Origin of the sequence: Sphingomonas panaciterrae, from assembly GCF_036890205.1 — a bacterium.
GTDB lineage: Bacteria > Pseudomonadota > Alphaproteobacteria > Sphingomonadales > Sphingomonadaceae > Sphingomonas > Sphingomonas panaciterrae.
Genome location: NZ_JAKNQR010000001.1, coordinates 421,023 through 437,095, shown reverse-complemented (window position 1 = coordinate 437,095; position 16,073 = coordinate 421,023). Strand labels below are relative to the sequence as shown.

Annotated in this window: 16 protein-coding genes and 1 tRNA gene; 11 read left to right on the top strand and 6 right to left on the bottom strand. The window is 67.1% G+C overall.

Annotated elements, in window-relative coordinates; all coding sequences use genetic code 11:
* Positions 1-31 precede the first annotated feature (31 nt).
* The gene (locus L8F96_RS02115) at positions 32-580 is read left to right on the top strand and encodes an NADPH-dependent FMN reductase (protein WP_334654841.1); all 549 of its coding nucleotides are present in this window, start codon (positions 32-34) and stop codon (positions 578-580) included.
* 66 nt (positions 581-646) lie between these two features.
* Here L8F96_RS02115 and gyrB read toward each other — a convergent pair whose 3' ends face one another.
* From gyrB to L8F96_RS02095, 4 genes are all read right to left on the bottom strand, one after another.
* Positions 647-3,154 (bottom strand): DNA topoisomerase (ATP-hydrolyzing) subunit B, encoded by a 2,508-nt coding sequence (gene gyrB, locus L8F96_RS02110; protein WP_334654839.1) that lies wholly within the window; start codon positions 3,152-3,154, stop codon positions 647-649.
* 51 nt (positions 3,155-3,205) lie between these two features.
* On the bottom strand, positions 3,206-4,468 hold the full coding sequence (locus L8F96_RS02105; protein WP_334654838.1) for an MFS transporter: 1,263 nt from the start codon (positions 4,466-4,468) through the stop codon (positions 3,206-3,208).
* Between the two features lie 70 nt (positions 4,469-4,538).
* Positions 4,539-5,582, bottom strand: coding sequence for a DNA replication/repair protein RecF (gene recF / locus L8F96_RS02100; protein ID WP_334654835.1), 1,044 nt, complete (start codon positions 5,580-5,582; stop codon positions 4,539-4,541).
* Positions 5,583-5,646: 64 nt separating this feature from the next.
* Positions 5,647-5,883, bottom strand: a complete 237-nt coding sequence (locus L8F96_RS02095; protein ID WP_156167211.1) for a hypothetical protein — start codon at positions 5,881-5,883, stop codon at positions 5,647-5,649.
* A 274-nt stretch (positions 5,884-6,157) separates the two neighbouring features.
* Between L8F96_RS02095 and L8F96_RS02090 the strand changes: the two genes are divergently transcribed.
* Positions 6,158-6,370 carry a cold-shock protein gene (locus tag L8F96_RS02090; protein WP_046408900.1) on the top strand — a complete coding sequence of 71 codons (213 nt, stop codon included), beginning with the start codon at positions 6,158-6,160 and terminating at the stop codon, positions 6,368-6,370.
* Positions 6,371-6,420: 50 nt separating this feature from the next.
* The gene (locus L8F96_RS02085) at positions 6,421-6,624 is read left to right on the top strand and encodes a hypothetical protein (RefSeq protein WP_046408901.1); all 204 of its coding nucleotides are present in this window, start codon (positions 6,421-6,423) and stop codon (positions 6,622-6,624) included.
* A 157-nt stretch (positions 6,625-6,781) separates the two neighbouring features.
* Here L8F96_RS02085 and L8F96_RS02080 read toward each other — a convergent pair whose 3' ends face one another.
* Positions 6,782-7,579, bottom strand: coding sequence for a Coq4 family protein (locus tag L8F96_RS02080; RefSeq protein ID WP_334654830.1), 798 nt, complete (start codon positions 7,577-7,579; stop codon positions 6,782-6,784).
* Positions 7,580-7,731: 152 nt separating this feature from the next.
* On the opposite strand from L8F96_RS02080, the gene L8F96_RS02075 reads away from it, so the two are divergent.
* Positions 7,732-8,424 carry an HAD family hydrolase gene (locus L8F96_RS02075; RefSeq protein ID WP_334654828.1) on the top strand — a complete coding sequence of 231 codons (693 nt, stop codon included), beginning with the start codon at positions 7,732-7,734 and terminating at the stop codon, positions 8,422-8,424.
* A gap of 233 nt (positions 8,425-8,657) precedes the next feature.
* Entirely contained in the window at positions 8,658-9,572 is a 915-nt protein-coding gene (gene bla / locus L8F96_RS02070) for a subclass B3 metallo-beta-lactamase (RefSeq protein ID WP_334654827.1), read from the top strand.
* Between the two features lie 16 nt (positions 9,573-9,588).
* Here the strand turns inward: bla and L8F96_RS02065 are convergent, their stop codons facing one another.
* Complete coding sequence (locus L8F96_RS02065; protein ID WP_046408904.1) at positions 9,589-11,010, bottom strand: sigma-54-dependent transcriptional regulator; 1,422 nt, start codon at positions 11,008-11,010, stop codon at positions 9,589-9,591.
* A gap of 125 nt (positions 11,011-11,135) precedes the next feature.
* Here L8F96_RS02065 and L8F96_RS02060 point away from each other — a divergent pair, with 125 nt between their 5' ends.
* From L8F96_RS02060 to L8F96_RS02035, 6 genes are all read left to right on the top strand, one after another.
* Positions 11,136-11,273, top strand: coding sequence for an aa3-type cytochrome c oxidase subunit IV (locus L8F96_RS02060; RefSeq protein WP_082102894.1), 138 nt, complete (start codon positions 11,136-11,138; stop codon positions 11,271-11,273).
* A 3-nt stretch (positions 11,274-11,276) separates the two neighbouring features.
* A complete protein-coding gene (locus tag L8F96_RS02055) occupies positions 11,277-12,413 on the top strand; it encodes an NAD(P) transhydrogenase subunit alpha (RefSeq protein ID WP_046408905.1) in 1,137 nt (378 codons plus the stop codon).
* Between the two features lie 148 nt (positions 12,414-12,561).
* The gene (locus L8F96_RS02050) at positions 12,562-12,861 is read left to right on the top strand and encodes an NAD(P) transhydrogenase subunit alpha part 2 (RefSeq protein ID WP_046408906.1); all 300 of its coding nucleotides are present in this window, start codon (positions 12,562-12,564) and stop codon (positions 12,859-12,861) included.
* 190 nt (positions 12,862-13,051) lie between these two features.
* Entirely contained in the window at positions 13,052-14,494 is a 1,443-nt protein-coding gene (locus L8F96_RS02045; protein WP_417158940.1) for an NAD(P)(+) transhydrogenase (Re/Si-specific) subunit beta, read from the top strand.
* Between the two features lie 121 nt (positions 14,495-14,615).
* A complete protein-coding gene (locus L8F96_RS02040) occupies positions 14,616-15,587 on the top strand; it encodes a winged helix DNA-binding protein (protein WP_334654822.1) in 972 nt (323 codons plus the stop codon).
* 94 nt (positions 15,588-15,681) lie between these two features.
* Positions 15,682-15,757 (top strand) — tRNA-Val (locus L8F96_RS02035).
* Positions 15,758-16,073: the final 316 nt, after the last annotated feature.

The window sequence follows — 16,073 nt, the reverse complement described above, 5'->3', positions numbered from 1 at the left end:
ATGCCGGGGTGGCGGCCAACAGGAGTATGTCATGGCTTTGCGCATCCCCTCGATCGTCGGCAGCCTGCGGCGCGATTCGCTCAACCGGCGACTGCATGACGCGCTGCTTCGCCTGGCACCGGCCGACCTTTCCTTTCACGACGTGCCGATCGGCGACCTGCCACTCTACAACCAGGACGAGGAGGCAGACCCGGCCGAGCCGGTACGGCGGCTGAAGCGCCCGATTGCGGAGGCCGACGGCGTGCTGTTCGTCACGCCCGAATGTAATCGATCGATCCCCGGGGTTCTGAAGAACGCGCTCGACCATGGATCGCGCCCGCCGGGGGAGAGCGTGTGGGCGGGGCGGCCGGCCGGCATCATCGGGGTGTCGCAGGGCAAGATCGGCACGGCGCTGGCGCAGCAGCACCTGCGCAACATCCTGGCCTATCTCGATATGCCGACGCTGGGGCAGCCGGAGGCGTTCATCCAGTGGAGCGACGCGATGCTGGATGCGGACGGCACGATCGCCGCTGGCAGTCGTGCGTTCCTGCAAGGCTGGATGGACCGCTTTGCCGGCTGGGTGCGGCGGCACGCAGGGTGAGCGACGCGGCGTGCGCGGGGAAGGGGCACCGGCCGCGCCGGCGCCCCCTTGGTTCGCGATGTGCGATCAGACGTCGAGGTTGGCGACGCTGAGCGCGTTTTCCTGGATGAACTCGCGGCGCGGCTCGACCACGTCACCCATCAGGCGGGTGAAGATCTCGTCCGCGACGTCGGCCTGGTCGATCGCGACCTTCAGCATCGAGCGGTTGTTGGGATCGAGCGTCGTTTCCCACAGCTGCTCGGCGTTCATTTCGCCAAGGCCCTTGTAGCGCTGAATCGCGAGACCCTTGCGGCCGGCGGCGAGGATCGCCTCCAGCAGCTGAGACGGGCGAGCGACGAGCGTTTCGCCCTTGCCGATCACCAGCGCCTCATCCGCCTCCCCCTCATCGACGATCGCGCCGTCGAGCGTCGCGTCCGGCGCCGGCTCCTCAGTGCGGTCACCGGCCTTGAGCGAGATGAGCTTGCGCGCGCTGTCGTAGAGGTCCGCATGTTCGGCGGCGAGGCCGTGGAGCTTGCGTGCCTCCGCCGAGGAGACGAACGCTGCCTCGACGATGTGGTGATCGGTCACCCCGCGCCAGAAGCGCTGGAAGTGGAAGCCGCCCTCCGGCGTCATCTGCGCCGTCCAGCGTGCCTCGGGATCGCCCTGATCGAGGCGGCGGGTCACCTGCGCGAGGCGGGTGGCGCGTTCCTCCGGCGCGATCTGCGGATCGAGCGCGCCGCCGAGCGCCAGCGTCTCGATGATCACCGGATCGTAGCGGCGCGGCACGTAGCGCATCAGCGTGCGCATGCGGCGCGCGTGATCGACGAGGTTGAACAGCGGCGCGCCGGTGCCGACGCCATCGAGCGTCGTCGCCTGCGTGCCGTTGCGGACGAGGTAATCGTCGAGCGCGGCCTCATCCTTCAGATATTCCACGGCCTTGCCGCGCGTCGCCTTATAGAGCGGCGGCTGGGCGATATAGAGGTGCCCGGCGCTGATCAGGTCGGGCATCTGGCGGTAGAAGAACGTCAGCAGCAGCGTGCGGATGTGCGCGCCGTCAACGTCTGCGTCGGTCATGATGACGATCTTGTGGTAGCGCAGCTTCTCGAGGTTGAACTCGTCGCGGCCAATGCCGGTGCCCATCGCCTGGATCAGCGAGATGATCTCCTTCGACGAGAGCATGCGATCCTCGCGCACGCGCTCGACGTTCAGGATCTTGCCGCGGATCGGCAGGATCGCCTGGAACTCGCTGTTCCGGCCCGACTTGGCCGAGCCGCCGGCCGAATCGCCCTCCACGATGAACAGTTCGGACTTGGCCGGATCCTTCTCGCGGCAGTCGTGCAGCTTGCCCGGAAGGCCGCCCATCGAGCCCATCACCGTCTTGCGGCTGGCGTCGCGCGCCTTGCGTGCCGCTTCGCGCGCGGCGGCGGCGTCGATCACCTTCTGAATGATCTGGCGCGCGTTCTGGGGATTTTCCTCCAGCCAGTCGGCCATCTTGTCGGCGAGCAGGCTTTCGAGCGGCTGGCGGACCTCGGAGCTGACCAGCTTGTCCTTGGTCTGCGAGGAGAATTTCGGGTCCGGCAGCTTGACCGAGACGATTGCGGTCAGCCCCTCACGCATGTCGTCGCCGGTGAGCGAGATCTTCTCCTTCTTCAGCATCCCCGACTTGTCGGCATAGGCATTGAGCGTGCGCGTCAGTGCCGAGCGGAAGGCGGCGAGGTGGGTGCCGCCGTCACGCTGCGGGATGTTGTTGGTGAAGCACAGGACGTTTTCGTAGTAGGAATCATTCCACTGTAGCGCGACGTCGATACCGATATCGTCACGCTGGCCGGAAATGGCGATCGGCTCCGGGAACAGCGCGGCCTTGGTGCGATCCAGCCACTTCACGAACGCGGCGATGCCGCCCTCGTAATAGAGCTCGACCGTCTTGGGCTCCTCGTGACGTGCGTCGGTGAGGAACAGGCGGACGCCCGAGTTGAGGAAGGCGAGCTCGCGATAGCGGTGCTCCAGCTTCTCGAAGTCGAACTCGGTGATCTTGAAGGTGGCGGGCGAGGGGAGGAAGGTGACGCGGGTGCCCTTCTTCCCCTCAGGCGCCTTGCCGACGACCTTCAGCGGAGCGACGGCGTCGCCATGGGTGAAGCGCATGTAATGCTCCTCCCCATCGCGCCAGATGGTGAGATCGAGATATTCGGACAGCGCGTTGACGACCGAGACGCCGACGCCGTGGAGGCCGCCGGAGACCTTGTAGGCATTGTCGTTCGAGGTGTTTTCGAACTTACCGCCGGCGTGAAGCTGGGTCATGATGACCTCGGCCGCCGAGACGCCTTCCTCCGGGTGGATGCCGGTGGGGATGCCGCGGCCGTTGTCGGTGACGCTGACCGAGCCGTCCGGGTTCAGCGTGATGTCGATCCGGTCGCAATGGCCGGCCAGCGCCTCGTCGATCGCATTGTCCGAAACCTCGAACACCATGTGGTGGAGGCCCGATCCGTCGTCGGTATCGCCGATGTACATGCCCGGCCGCTTGCGCACCGCGTCCAGGCCCTTCAGCACCTTGATCGAGGAGGCGCCGTAGTCGTTCGAATTCTGCTGATCTGCCATGCCAATCATATAGGCATGGCGGCGCTGCAACGAAAGCGAAATGGCGCGCGTTCAGGCCGGTTGCGCGTGCGCCTGGACGTGCGGGAGCGGCCGTTCGCGCAGGGTGAGGAACAAAACCGCCGCCAGCGCCAGCGCGATCGCCGCCATCGCAAGCGCGGCGCCATAGCTGCCGGTGGCATCGTACAGCCGCCCGAAGGCGGTGATGCCGGTGGCGGTGCCGAACAGGCCGATCATCACCAGCAGGCCGTAAAGCTCCCCAAAGGCGCGCAGGCCGAACAGGCGGGTGGCGAGATAGGGCAGCAGATCATGCTCCGCGCCGTTCATCAGCCCGGCGAGGAACACCAGCGTCAGCATCAGCGGCAGGCCAGGCGCGGGAAGTTGCAGTCCGACAAAGGCGAGCGCCGACACGGTGGCGAAGGCGGCGGCGGTCGCTTGCGGCCGGTAGCGGTCGACCAGCGCGCCCATGACGAGCCGGCCGACGACCTGGCTGGCGGCAAAGGCAGTGACGAGCAAGGCGGCGGCGGCGGGCGTCAGGCCACGATCGGTACCGAGCGGGACGAGCGAGGTGACGAGGCCGACGCTGGCGATGTTGATCAGCGCCGCGGTGGCGCCGAGCCGCCAGTAGCGGGTGTCGCGCCGGGTCTCCGCGCCGGTCATCCCCTCCACCGGCAGCGCTGCGGCGGGATCATCGGGATCGGGGCGGGTCGGGGCGGTCCGTTCGTGCCGCAGGAGGTAGAGGACGGCGGGAAGCGCGAGCAGCGCGACGATGAGGCCGAGTGCGACGAAGCCGGCGCGCCAGCCATAAGCGGCGATGATGATGCCCAGCACCGGCGCGAGCGCCAGCGAGGAGATCGAGATGCCCGAGGTGGCGACGCCGAGCGCAATGCCGCGCCGCGCCTCGAACCGCTGGGCGATCAGCTTGCCATAGACGATCGCGCTGGTGCCCGGGACGGTGAGCGCGAGGCCGAACACCAGCACCTGATATTGCCACAGCGGCCCGGTGAGCGATGCCATGCCAGCATAGACGAGGCCGAGCAGCAGCATGGCGAGGATGATGATCGCCTTCACCCCGATGCGGTCGGCGAGGCGGCCGAGGAAGGGGACGGTGAGGCCGCCGAGCAGCCCGAGGCCGGCGGCAGTGGCGATGTCGCCGCGCGTCCAGCCGAATTCGCCCACCGGGCCGGCGATGAACAGGCTGGACAGATTTTGGAACAGCCCCGGCCCGGTGCCGATGCCGATCATCGCCGCGACGACCACAGGCCAGCCGAGACGCCACTCGCCGGCGCGGGCCGGGCGGTGCGTGTTCCTCTCCATGACGGTGATGGTAGCGCGCGGGGCGGGCGCGTCCAGCGATTATGGCGGGGTCGGGCGTGGGGTCGCGCGCCTAACCGAGCGCGATGCGGGTCGCATCCTCGCCGATCGCGGCGAACAGCGCAGGCTCGGTACCGGTCATCCAGACCTGCGCATGGTTGCTGAGCCGGTCGAACAGCGCGGCGCGGCGGGCGGGGTCGAGATGTGCGGCGACCTCATCGAGCAGCAGGATCGGGGGCTGGCCGCGGCGCTCACCCACGAGCGCGGCATGAGCGAGGACGATCGACAGGAGCAATGCCTTCTGCTCGCCCGTGGAGGCCTGGGCGGCGGCGATCTGCTTGTCACGGTGGGTGACGTGGAGATCGGCACGGTGCGGCCCGACGAGGGTGCGACCGGCGGCGGCATCGCGCGCGCGGCCGGCGGCAAGCGCGGCAAGCAGCGCGTCGGCGTCGCCGCTCCACCCCTCCAGGGCCAATGTGGCGCGGGGGAAGTCGGTATCCGAGGTGCCGGCAAGTTGGGCGGAAACCGCGCTTACCGCCTCCCGCCGGGCGGCGTCGATCGCCGCGCCATGCTGCGCCATTTGCGCCTCCAGCGCTGAGAGCCACTCGCGGTCGGGAAATGGCTCCGCCAGCAGCTTGTTGCGGGCGCGCATCGCGGCGTCGTAGCGGGTCGATTCGGTGGCGTGACCGGGCACCAGCGCGAGCGTCAGCCGATCGAGGAAGCGGCGGCGCTCGCTCGCCGGTTCGACGAACAACCGGTCCATCGCGGGGGTGAGCCACAGCACCGACAGCCATTCCGCCAGCGCATTGCCAGGGGCGGCGGCGCCGTTGATGCGGATGACGCGGCGCTCGGGCGCGCTCGCCAGCGTGCCGGTCGCGATCTCCGTCGTATCGTCCAGCGTGGCGGCGATGCCGAAGCCGCCCGGCCCGTCGCGGCGCGCGATATCGCCGAGGCTGGCGCGGCGTAAGCCGCGACCGGGCGCGAGCAGCGACACCGCCTCCAGCACATTGGTCTTGCCCGCGCCATTGGGGCCGGTGAGCAGCACGAACCCCGCCCCGGGGGACAGCGCCAGCCCGGAATGGCTGCGCACGTCGGTCAGCACGAGCCGGCGGATCATCGCCGCCGCTCTACTGTGGCTTGGGAAAAGGCGAAAGCGCCGTGTTGTGCGCGGCGGCGCGCGCCTAGTGGCGGAGGCGCGGGCGATCGCGGCGCAGGAGCGTCGCACTCGCCAGTGCAACGATGGCGTCGCCCGACTGGAGAGCGGCGATGCGGCGAGCATAGCCGGCGGCGAGGCCGCGATGCGCATGGCGCGCCTCGAATGTCGGCGCGGACGTGGCGCGCACGATCGATAGCTGATGGCGGAAATACAGTTCGTTGAGGTCCATCATCGTGCCTTCAGAAGGGGTAAGCGAAAGCACGTCGGTCTCTCAGTCGATGACGCCTACAGATCAGAACTGCCACCGATGAAATCTACATGGGGAACGGGGTAATTTCCGCAACGTTGGCGCCAAAATATATCGGCCTGGGCCGGGGCTGGCTATTTTCAGGAATATTGTCTATATCGGCGGGGCTACAGTCGCAAATCGAACGGTCTTTGGCGCTTTGCGGCACCTTCTTCCTTCTTTCCCTGCTGCCGCGGCACCGGACGATCCGCTCTTTGGATCGGCCAGCCAAAAATGAAGGAATAAGCACATGGCCCAGATCGGCACCGTAAAGTTTTTCAACATGGACAAGGGCTTCGGCTTCATCGCGCCGGACAATGGCGGCGCGGACGCGTTCGTGCACATCTCCGCCGTCGAGCGCGCGGGCTTCGCCACGCTGCAGCAGAACCAGCGCGTCAGCTATGAGATGGAGACCGATCGTCGTGGCCGTTCGAGCGCCGTGGCGCTTGAAGCCGCGGAGTAAGGACATGCGGGTCGGCCGATCGCCGGCCCGTTTTTTTCAGGAGCGATACCATGGCCGATGATGCCGTCACCTATCGCGCTCGCGCGGCCGCCGAAACGGCCAATGCGAACGCCGCAACGCTCGACAATGTGCGCGAGCGATGTGAGCGGGCAGCGCGGGCGTGGGGCGTCATGGCCGACCGCGCCGAACGGGTGAGCACCCAGCGGATGGAGCGCGAGGCGGCCACCGCCGCCCAGCGGACCGCCGAGGGCTGACCCACCAACAGCGATCAGCGCCCGGCTGAGAACAGCCGGGCGCTGGCGCTTTTTTCTTTCTTGATGACGCTGCGGTCAAAGGCGCTGCCTTTAAAGGCGTCGCGCTTGCTGCAGTCGCGGACCGCCGCTGCCGGCGGCCCTGCGTCGATGCTGCCGGTCAGGCGGCGAGCGGCATGTCCTTCTGCTGCGCCTCTTCGCGGCGCTGGCTGAGATAGGATGCCATTTCCTCACCCAGTTCCGCCTGCGCGCGGCGGTAGAGCACTGGCTCGGTCAGGCCGAGGCGCTTGCGCGCGGCGCCGAGCGGCTCGTGCATCAGCTTCAGATAATCCTCGCCGGCTAGCCATTTCGCGGCCTTGCCACGCTGATATCCCTCGAGCACGGCGCGGGCGAACAGCGTGCCCTTTGTAATGCGCAGGCTCTTGAGCGCGGCGGCCGAGCCGATGAAGGCCCAGCCCGCACCGCCGACCTGGGCGTAGCTGAACGCGACCAGTGCCGCCTCACCCAGGCTTTCGTCGGCCTTGTAGCCGGTCAGCACGTGCCAGATGTCATGGATGTCGCGGGTGCGGCGACCAAACCAGGCATAGGGATGGTTGATCTCGACATTGTCATTGCCTTCGCGGCTGACCGCGACGAGGCCGTCGGCCGAATAGCCGGTGCTGTCGAGGAAATCGCGATAGGCGGCGCCGACAGTGCCGGGCGCGAAGCTGTCGACCCAGGCACGATCGGAAAAGCGCTCCGACAGTTCGGTCTGTTCCCGGGCGATGCGGCCACCCTCTTCGGTGCCGAGCAGCTTGGCATAGCCCCATTCGGTACTGCCGACGTTCAATGCGCGCATGATGCGGAACACCTGCACCGTGTCGTCGCCATTGTTGAGCAGCTTCTTGATTGCGTCGAAGGCTGTGTTCCAGTCACGCCGGCCGGTGCTGCCGGGGAAGGGAGGTAGCTTAGCGGCCATGTGTTCGGCTCCTTACTGACAGGCATGTCAATAAATCATCGCACGAGGGGCGTCAATTGTTCCCGGCGACGGCTCACACAATTCGTTACGCGACGGTTCCAAAGATGAACCCGGCTGGCGACGCGGCCGGCGCCGCTGTTAAAGGGGCCGCCATGCCGATCGACCTCATATGCCTCGATGCCGACGATACCCTGTGGCACAACATGCGCTTCTTCGCCGCGGCGGAGGACGCCTTTGTGGCGATGCTGGCACCCTTTGCCGAGGCGGGGATCGCACGCGACCGGCTGGCGGCGGTCGAGGTGCGCAATCTGCCGCTGTACGGCTATGGCGCCAAGAGCTTCACCCTGTCGATGATCGAGACGGCGCTGGAATTCGGCGCGGACGCGCGGGCGATCGGCGACGTGCTGGAGGCGGGACGCGCGCTGCTGGCGCATCCGGTCGAGCTGTTGGATGACATCGAGGACACGCTGGCTGCCCTCGCGGAGCGTGCGCGGCTCGTCCTCGTCACCAAGGGCGACCTTTTGCATCAGGAAATGAAGCTGGCCGCATCGGGACTGGGCGAGATGTTCCACGGCGTCGAGATCGTCAGCGACAAGAAGGAGGAAACCTTTGCGCGGCTGTTCGAACGCTACGGCGTGCCGCCCGCCCATGCCCTGATGGCGGGCGATTCGATGCGCTCGGACGTCCTGCCGGCGCTCGCCGCCGGGGCATGGGCGGCATATGTGCCGCAGGCGGGCGCCTGGGCGCATGAGGTGGCGCCGCCGCCAACCGACGCGGCGCGATTTCGCGAGCTGGCGAGCCTGGCGGAGCTGCCCGACTGGGTGCGGGCGATCGAGGAAGGATAGCGGCGGGCCTGGCTCGATCGACCGGCAAGGCGTTGACGCCAAAGGCAAGTCGGGATGACGTAAGCTGACAGGCGTCTGCCGGTCGTAGAAGGAGAAGGCACCGCCGACTAAGCCCTCGGCGGAGCTTTCCGTGCCACTGACCGCGGGTGGCGCAGCGCTGATCGCATCCCTCCCGTCTCCTCTTGTCGCGGCGCCGGCGTGCGGCGACAAGGTCGGGAAAGGGAGATCATCACATGGTGTGCCGAACCGGCATTGTTGTTGCCGCGCTGCTGATTGGCGGTAGCGCCGCTGGGCCCGTCGTGGCGACCGGACCGGGTACAGGTGCCGGGCAGCAAGCGAGCGATCCGCTGACCCGGCCGCTGGCCGTTGAGCGCGAATCGACGTGGCTGGCACCGCGCGCGCCGGAGAAGATCTTCGGTACCACCTATCTGGTCGGGTTCGGCGGGCTGAGCGTCGCATTGATCGATACGGGCGCGGGGCTGATCCTGGTCGATGGCGCGTTGCCGCAGGCGGCGCCGCGGATCCTGGACAATGTTCGCAAGCTCGGGTTCAAGCCCCGCGACATCAAATACATCCTGAGCACCGAGCCGCATTTCGACCATGCCGGCGGGCTTGCCGCGCTGGTGCGCGATACCGGTGCGACGGTGGTGGCGAGCGATCGCGCCGCCGAGGGGCTGCGCACGGGGCGGCTGGGCAAGGACGATCCGCAACTCGCCTATGACCACAGCTTTCCGCCGGTGGCCAAGGTGCGCACGCTGGCGGACGGCGAGCGGCTGACGCTGGGCAAGGTGACGGTGACGGGGCATCGCACCGCGGGGCATACGACCGGGAGCATGAGCTGGAGCTGGCCTGCGTGCGAGGGCGCGACATGCCGGACGATCGTGTTTGCCTCGAGCCTCAACCCGGTGTCGGCCGAGGGGTATCGTTACAGTGCGCCGACGAGTGCGGGGATTCGTGATGCCTTTGCGCAGACCTATGCCACGATGAAGGCGATGCCGTGCGACATCCTGATCACCGCCCATGCCGATCAGGGCGGGGCGACAGGGCGCTATCTGACCGAGCCGGGCGCCTGCCGCGCGCTGGCCGAGGCGTCGGAGCGCGCACTGGCGGCACGGCTGCGCAAGGAGGCGGCGGGGATGGCCGAATAGGGGCGGTCGACGCCAATCAGGCGGCGTTGTCGATGCCCAGCTCGCCCAGCTTGCGGTAGAGCGTCGAGCGACCGATGCCGAGCCGGCGTGCAACCTCCGTCATTCGGCCGCGATAATGGCCGATGGCGAGGCGGATGACGTCTGCCTCGATCTCCTCCAGCATGCGCAGATTGCCGTCCGGGCGGAACAGCTCCACGCCGCCTGAGGTCGCCATCTGCTGCGGCTGGGGCGTGCGGACGCGGCGGGTGTTAAGCGTCGCGATCTGCGGGAAATCGGTGCGGGTCAGCGCATCGCCCTCACACAGCACTGCGGCGCGGAACAGCGCGTTCTGAAGCTGGCGCACGTTTCCGGGCCAGTCATAGTCCATCAGGAGCGCGAGCGCGTCGTCGGTGATGCCCAGCTGACGCAGTCCGGGCTGAAGTGCGATGCGGGCGAGCAGGTGGCGGGCGAGCGCGGGAATATCCTGCGCGCGTTCGCGCAGCGGCGGGATGGTGACCGGCACGATGTTGAGGCGGAAGTACAGGTCCTCGCGGAAATTGCCGGCCTCCACCTCATCCACCAGCCGCTTGCTGGTGGCGACGATGACGCGCACGTCCACCTCGCGCGGGTGGCGGCCGCCGAGCGGGTGAACCAGTCCGGTCTGGATCGTGTCGAGGAGGCGTGCCTGCGTTTCCAGCGGCATTTCGCCGATATCGTCGATGAACAGGGTACCGCCATCGGCCTCCACGAACTTTCCGATCTTGCGATCAAAGGCGCCGGCGAAGGCGCCGGTTTCGTGGCCGAACAATTCACTGTCGAGCTGATTGGCGGGCAAAGCGCTGCAATTCACCGAAAGCATGGGCTTCTTCGCGCGCGGGCTGGCGGCGTGCACCGCTTCTGCCACCACTTCCTTGCCGACGCCGCTTTCGCCCTCGATTAGGACGGCGACACGGGCGCGGGCCGCCTTGGCCGCCACCGCGAGCGCGGCGCGGAATTGCGGGGCGGAGCCGACGATCTCGTCGAAGCCAAGCATCGCCGGGATCTTTTCGGTCAACGGGCGAAGCTCTCCTGCCGCCGTATCCGCCACCGCGGCGTCGAGCGCCTGGAGCAGCCGTTCGGGCGCGAGCGGCTTTACGAGGAAGTCGGTCGCCCCGGCGCGCATCGCGTTCACCGCATGCGCGACCGAGCCATTGGCGGTCACCACCAGCACCGGCAGCGCGGGCCGGCGGGCGCGCAGTTCCGCGATCAACGCGGAGGCATCGGCATCCTCCCCCCAGTGATCGAACAGGATGGCGTCGAGCTGCATCCCCTCCTGCGTGCCGAGCATGGCGATCGCCGTTTCGGCATCGCTGGCGAACAAGGTGCGCCATCCACCGCGCGAGGCGAGCGCCGCCACCAGCCGGCGCTGCGCGGGCTCGTCATCGATCAGCATCAGCATGCGCTGGCCGTTTCGCGTCATGATTCGTCCCGTTTCATCCAGTGCCCCACTTTATGGCATGCAAGTAAAAGCTCGCTTAAGCAGGCTTGAGGCGAAGGCGCCGACCGGACTAAGACGAACTTCAAAGCAGTGGAAAGAGGATTACAATGGCCCAGCACAGCGCAAATCACCATGGCGACATGAAGGCGCATGAAGCAACCTATGGCAGAGTCATGGGCATGTTGAAGTGGGGAACGATCGTCTGCGTGGCGCTGGTTGCGTTCGTCGTCTGGCTGATCGCCTGAGCCATGAAGATCGCTGTCCTCAAGGAGGGGGCGGACGGCGAACGGCGAGTGGCGGCGACACCGGAAACGGTGAAGAAGTTCATTCAGCTAGGCGCTGATCTGGCCGTGGAGGCTGGCGCAGGCGCCAGCGCCTCGATCGCCGACCAGGCGTACCGCGATGCGGGCGCCACGGTCGCCGACCGGGCAGGGGTGGTCGACGGGGCGGACATCATCCTGGGCGTCCAAGGCCCCGATCCGGCCTCGATCGCCAATGCCAAGCGGGGCGCCTGGCTGGTTGCGGGGCTGAACCCGTTCGGCACGGGCGAGCAGGGCGGACGGGCACGGGTGGACGCCTATGCCGCCGCCGGGCTCGAGGCGCTGGCGATGGAGTTCATGCCGCGAATCACTCGCGCGCAGTCGATGGACATCCTGTCGTCGCAGTCGAATCTCTCGGGCTACAAGGCGGTGCTGGATGCCGCGGCGGAATATGACCGCGCCTTTCCCATGATGATGACCGCGGCGGGCACGGTATCGGCCGCCAAGGTATTCGTGATGGGTGTCGGCGTTGCCGGGCTCCAGGCGATTGCCACGGCGCGGCGGCTGGGGGCACAGGTCTCCGCCACCGACGTGCGCTCCGCGACCAAGGAGCAGATCCTCTCGCTCGGCGCCAAGCCGATCTTCGTGGAGAATGTGAAGGGGATCGAGGGCGAAGGCTCGGGCGGGTACGCGACCGAGATGAGCGAGGAATATCAGAAGGCGCAGGCCGAGCTGGTTTCCAGCCATATCGCCAAGCAGGATATCGTGATCACCACCGCGCTGATCCCGGGCCGGCCCGCGCCGCGCCTGATCAGCGACGCGCAGATCGCGACCATGCGGCCGGGCAGCGTCATCGTCGATCTGGCGGTGGAGCAGGGCGGCAATGTCGAGGGCGCCGTCGCGGGCGAAATCGTCGAGCGGCATGGCGTCAAGATCGTCGGGCATCGCAACGTGCCCTCGCGGCTGGCGGCGGATGCCTCCGCGCTGTTTTCGCGCAACCTGTTCAACTTCCTGTCCGCCTTCTGGGACAAGGACCTCGGCCGGCCGGTGCTGGACGAGGAGATCGGGGACGCCGTGCGGCTGACCCGCGACGGCCAGATCGTCAGTCAGAGGCTGCTGTCGTGATCCTTCCTCCCCACATCGGGGAGGGGGCCGCGGCGCGGGGCGCCGTGGCAATGTTTCGGAACTGTCGGCGCCGGTCGCGGCGCATCTCCACCACCGGCACGCCGCCGGGGGTCAGCCCTTCTGCGCGCGGAAGGATCAGGAGTAGATCATGTCTTTCATAGCGATCCTGTCGATCTTCGTGCTGGCGTGCTTCGTCGGCTATTTCGTGGTCTGGTCGGTCACGCCGGCGCTGCACACGCCGCTGATGGCGGTGACCAACGCGATTTCCTCCGTCATCATCGTCGGCGCGCTGATCGCCGCCGCGGCGAGCGGATCGCCCACCGCCAAGTGGCTGGGGCTGCTGGGCGTGGTGCTGGCCAGCGTCAACATCTTCGGCGGCTTTGCCGTCACCCAGCGGATGCTGGCGATGTACAAGAAGAAGGAGCGGCCGGCGGCCGCCAAGCACTGACGACAACAAGCGGCTCCGATCCAACGAGACGGGGCCACGTCCAACAACGTCGCGCTCGGGCAGGGCGGTTCCGGCTTCGGCAGGAACGACGAACGCCGGGACGACGAACAGGGGGTAGAGGATAGTGGATCACGTCGCGGACAATCCCTGGGTGGCGCTTGCCTACCTGATATCGGGCGTGTGCTTCATCATGGCGCTGCGCGGCCTGTCGAGCCCGGAAAGCAGCCGTCGCGGTAATCGCTATGGCATGATCGGCATGGCCATCGCCGTCGTGACGACGCTGGTGACGCACGTGCCGACCATGCCGGTGCTCGCGATGGGCGAAGTCGCCGGCTATGATTATGCGACGATCCTGCGGCGGGTCGACACGCTGTCGGTGATCGAGATCCTGCTGGCGATTGGCCTGGGTGCGGTGATCGGCGTGGTGACCGCGCGGCGGATCGCGATGACGGCGATGCCGCAGCTGGTCGCGGCGTTCCACAGCCTCGTCGGCCTTGCCGCGGTGCTGGTGGCGATCGCCGCCTTCCTCAACCCGGTCGCCTTCGGCATCGCCGACGTCGTCACGCCGCTGATCGGTGCGCCCTTTGCCGCGATCCATGGCGTCAGCCGGATCGAGATGATCCTGGGCGTCGCGATCGGCGCGATTACCTTCTCGGGCTCGGTCATCGCCTTCCTGAAGCTGAACGGCAACATGGGCGGCGCGCCGATCATGCTGCCGGCCCGCCACGCGATCAATCTGGGCGTGGCGTTGATGATCCTGTGGTTCTCCTTCTCCTTCTGGCTGACGCAGTCGCCGTTCGATTTCTGGATCGTCGTCGCCCTGTCGTTCGCGATCGGTTTCCTCCTGATCATCCCGATCGGCGGCGCCGACATGCCGGTCGTGGTGTCGATGCTGAACAGCTATTCGGGCTGGGCCGCAGCGGCGATGGGCTTCACGCTGCACAACACCGCGATGATCATCACCGGCGCGCTGGTCGGCAGCTCGGGCGCGATCCTGAGCTACATCATGTGCCGCGCGATGAACCGCAGCTTCATCAGCGTGATCGCCGGCGGTTTCGGCGCGGAAGCGTCGTCGGGCGGCGGCGGCGGGGCGCAGATCGACCGGCCGTGGAAGCGCGGCTCGGCCGAGGACGCGGCGTTCCTGATGAGCCAGGCCGAACAGGTCATCATCGTCCCCGGCTACGGCATGGCGGTCGCCCAGGCGCAGCACGTACTGCGCGAGATGGCCGACAAGCTGAAGGAGCAGGGCGTGCGCGTGAAATACGCAATCCACCCAGTTGCCGGCCGCATGCCCGGGCATATGAACGTCCTGCTCGCCGAGGCCAACGTGCCGTATGACGAGGTGTTCGAGCTGGAGGATATCAATTCCGAGTTCGCGCAGACCGACGTAGCGTTCGTCATTGGCGCGAATGACGTGACCAATCCCGCGGCAAAGACCGACAAGACCTCACCAATCTACGGCATGCCGGTGCTGGATGTGGAAAAGGCCAAGACGGTATTGTTCGTGAAGCGATCGATGGGCGGGGTCGGCTATGCCGGCGTCGACAATGAAGTATTCTATCGCGACAACACGATGATGCTGCTGGCCGACGCCAAGAAGATGGTCGAGGAGATCGTCAAGGCGCTGGACTAACCTGATCCGGTCCAGATTGGATGCAAAACCGACCATCAATTGTCATCCATTTCGGATGATGGATTGTCGAATGGCGTAAAACATTACAGGAATGTCGGAAATCGCCGTTCGGAGTCAGAAGATGCATTTGATCCATCGTGATTATCACGCCGGGGGGGAGCCGGGCTTTGACGCCCTGATCATCGGTGGCGATCGGCACCCCGGCGGGGATAAGGGCTGGGGTGAGGATGAGGGCGGGGGCGAGGACGCGGCGGCCGCGCTGGAGATGTGTGGCGGCCGGGTGGTCGGTAGCGGGACGCTCAGCGATGCGCCCGCACGCCTCGCGACACTGGCGACGCGGCCGCTGATCTTGCTCGATCTGCGGCAGGTCGAGGATGAGGCGATCAGTGCCGGCCTGTCCCGGCTGGACGGCATGGCGGCCGGGCGCGACCTGGCGATGGTCGCCGCCATCACCCCGGCGCAGATCGATGTGGTGGCCGCTGGCCTCGTCCTGTCGCGTCACCAGATCCTGTGCGATCCGCAGCCGGCGGACTGGATCGCCGCCATGGCCGGCGCTCAGGGCGCAGACCGGCTGGTCCTGCATGATCGGATCAACGAGGGCGAGGCGGCGCGGCTGGCGAAGCTGAACGCGGAAGTAGCGCGGATCGCCGACGTGCTGGCGAAACTGTCCAAGCATGACGAGCCGATGCGCACGGCGATCGTGGCTGAACCCAGCATTGACTATGCAGCCGAGCAGCGGACCGATTCGATCACCGCGGCCGATATCCGCCAGATCGTTCGCTCGCGCCGGCTGCGCGATCGCTATGTCGGGCCCGGGCTGTTCGAGGATCCCGCCTGGGACATGATGCTGGACCTGTATGCCGCGCATCTGGAGCGCGCGCATGTTTCGGTGTCCAGCCTGTGCATCGCGGCGGCGGTGGCGCCGACGACGGCGTTGCGCTGGATCTCCCGCCTGACCGAGGCGGGATTGTTCGAACGCCGCCCGGACCCGTTCGATCGACGCCGTGCCTTCATGTCGCTGACCGAAAGCGGGCTGGACGCGATGCGCCGCTATGTCGCCATGGCGCGCACCTTGGGACTGCCCATCATCTGACGGAGCTCCCGGGCGGCGCGCGGAGGTGGCGTTGGCGTCTCAAGGAGCCTTGTGCGATCGGCGCGGGACGCTAAAGGAGCATCCTCCCGCAAGGGGGCGCTTAGCTCAGCTGGTAGAGCGGCTCGTTTACACCGAGTAGGTCGGCGGTTCGAACCCGTCAGCGCCCACCACCTGCAAAGCCGCAGTATTCCTATGTGGTGATCGGCGCGGACTCTCACCGCTCGATTTTTCACAGACAGCCTGGGAAATGCGCCGCGCGCAGTTTTGTTGTGCTCTGTCCCGGATATCGAGATGGTGACGGATTCTCCCACGGTGCGAGGATCCGAGCACTGCACAATGGGACTACTGCGCCAAAGCCTTCCTCGCTTCCTTCGGTCCATGCGCTGCACAGGGTGACGGATCGTTTGTGAATTTGGATCTTGGCTGATCGACGTCAGACTCCAGTCGGCGCGCTTCGATGTGCTTGCATGCAAGTGGGAGGCTTTG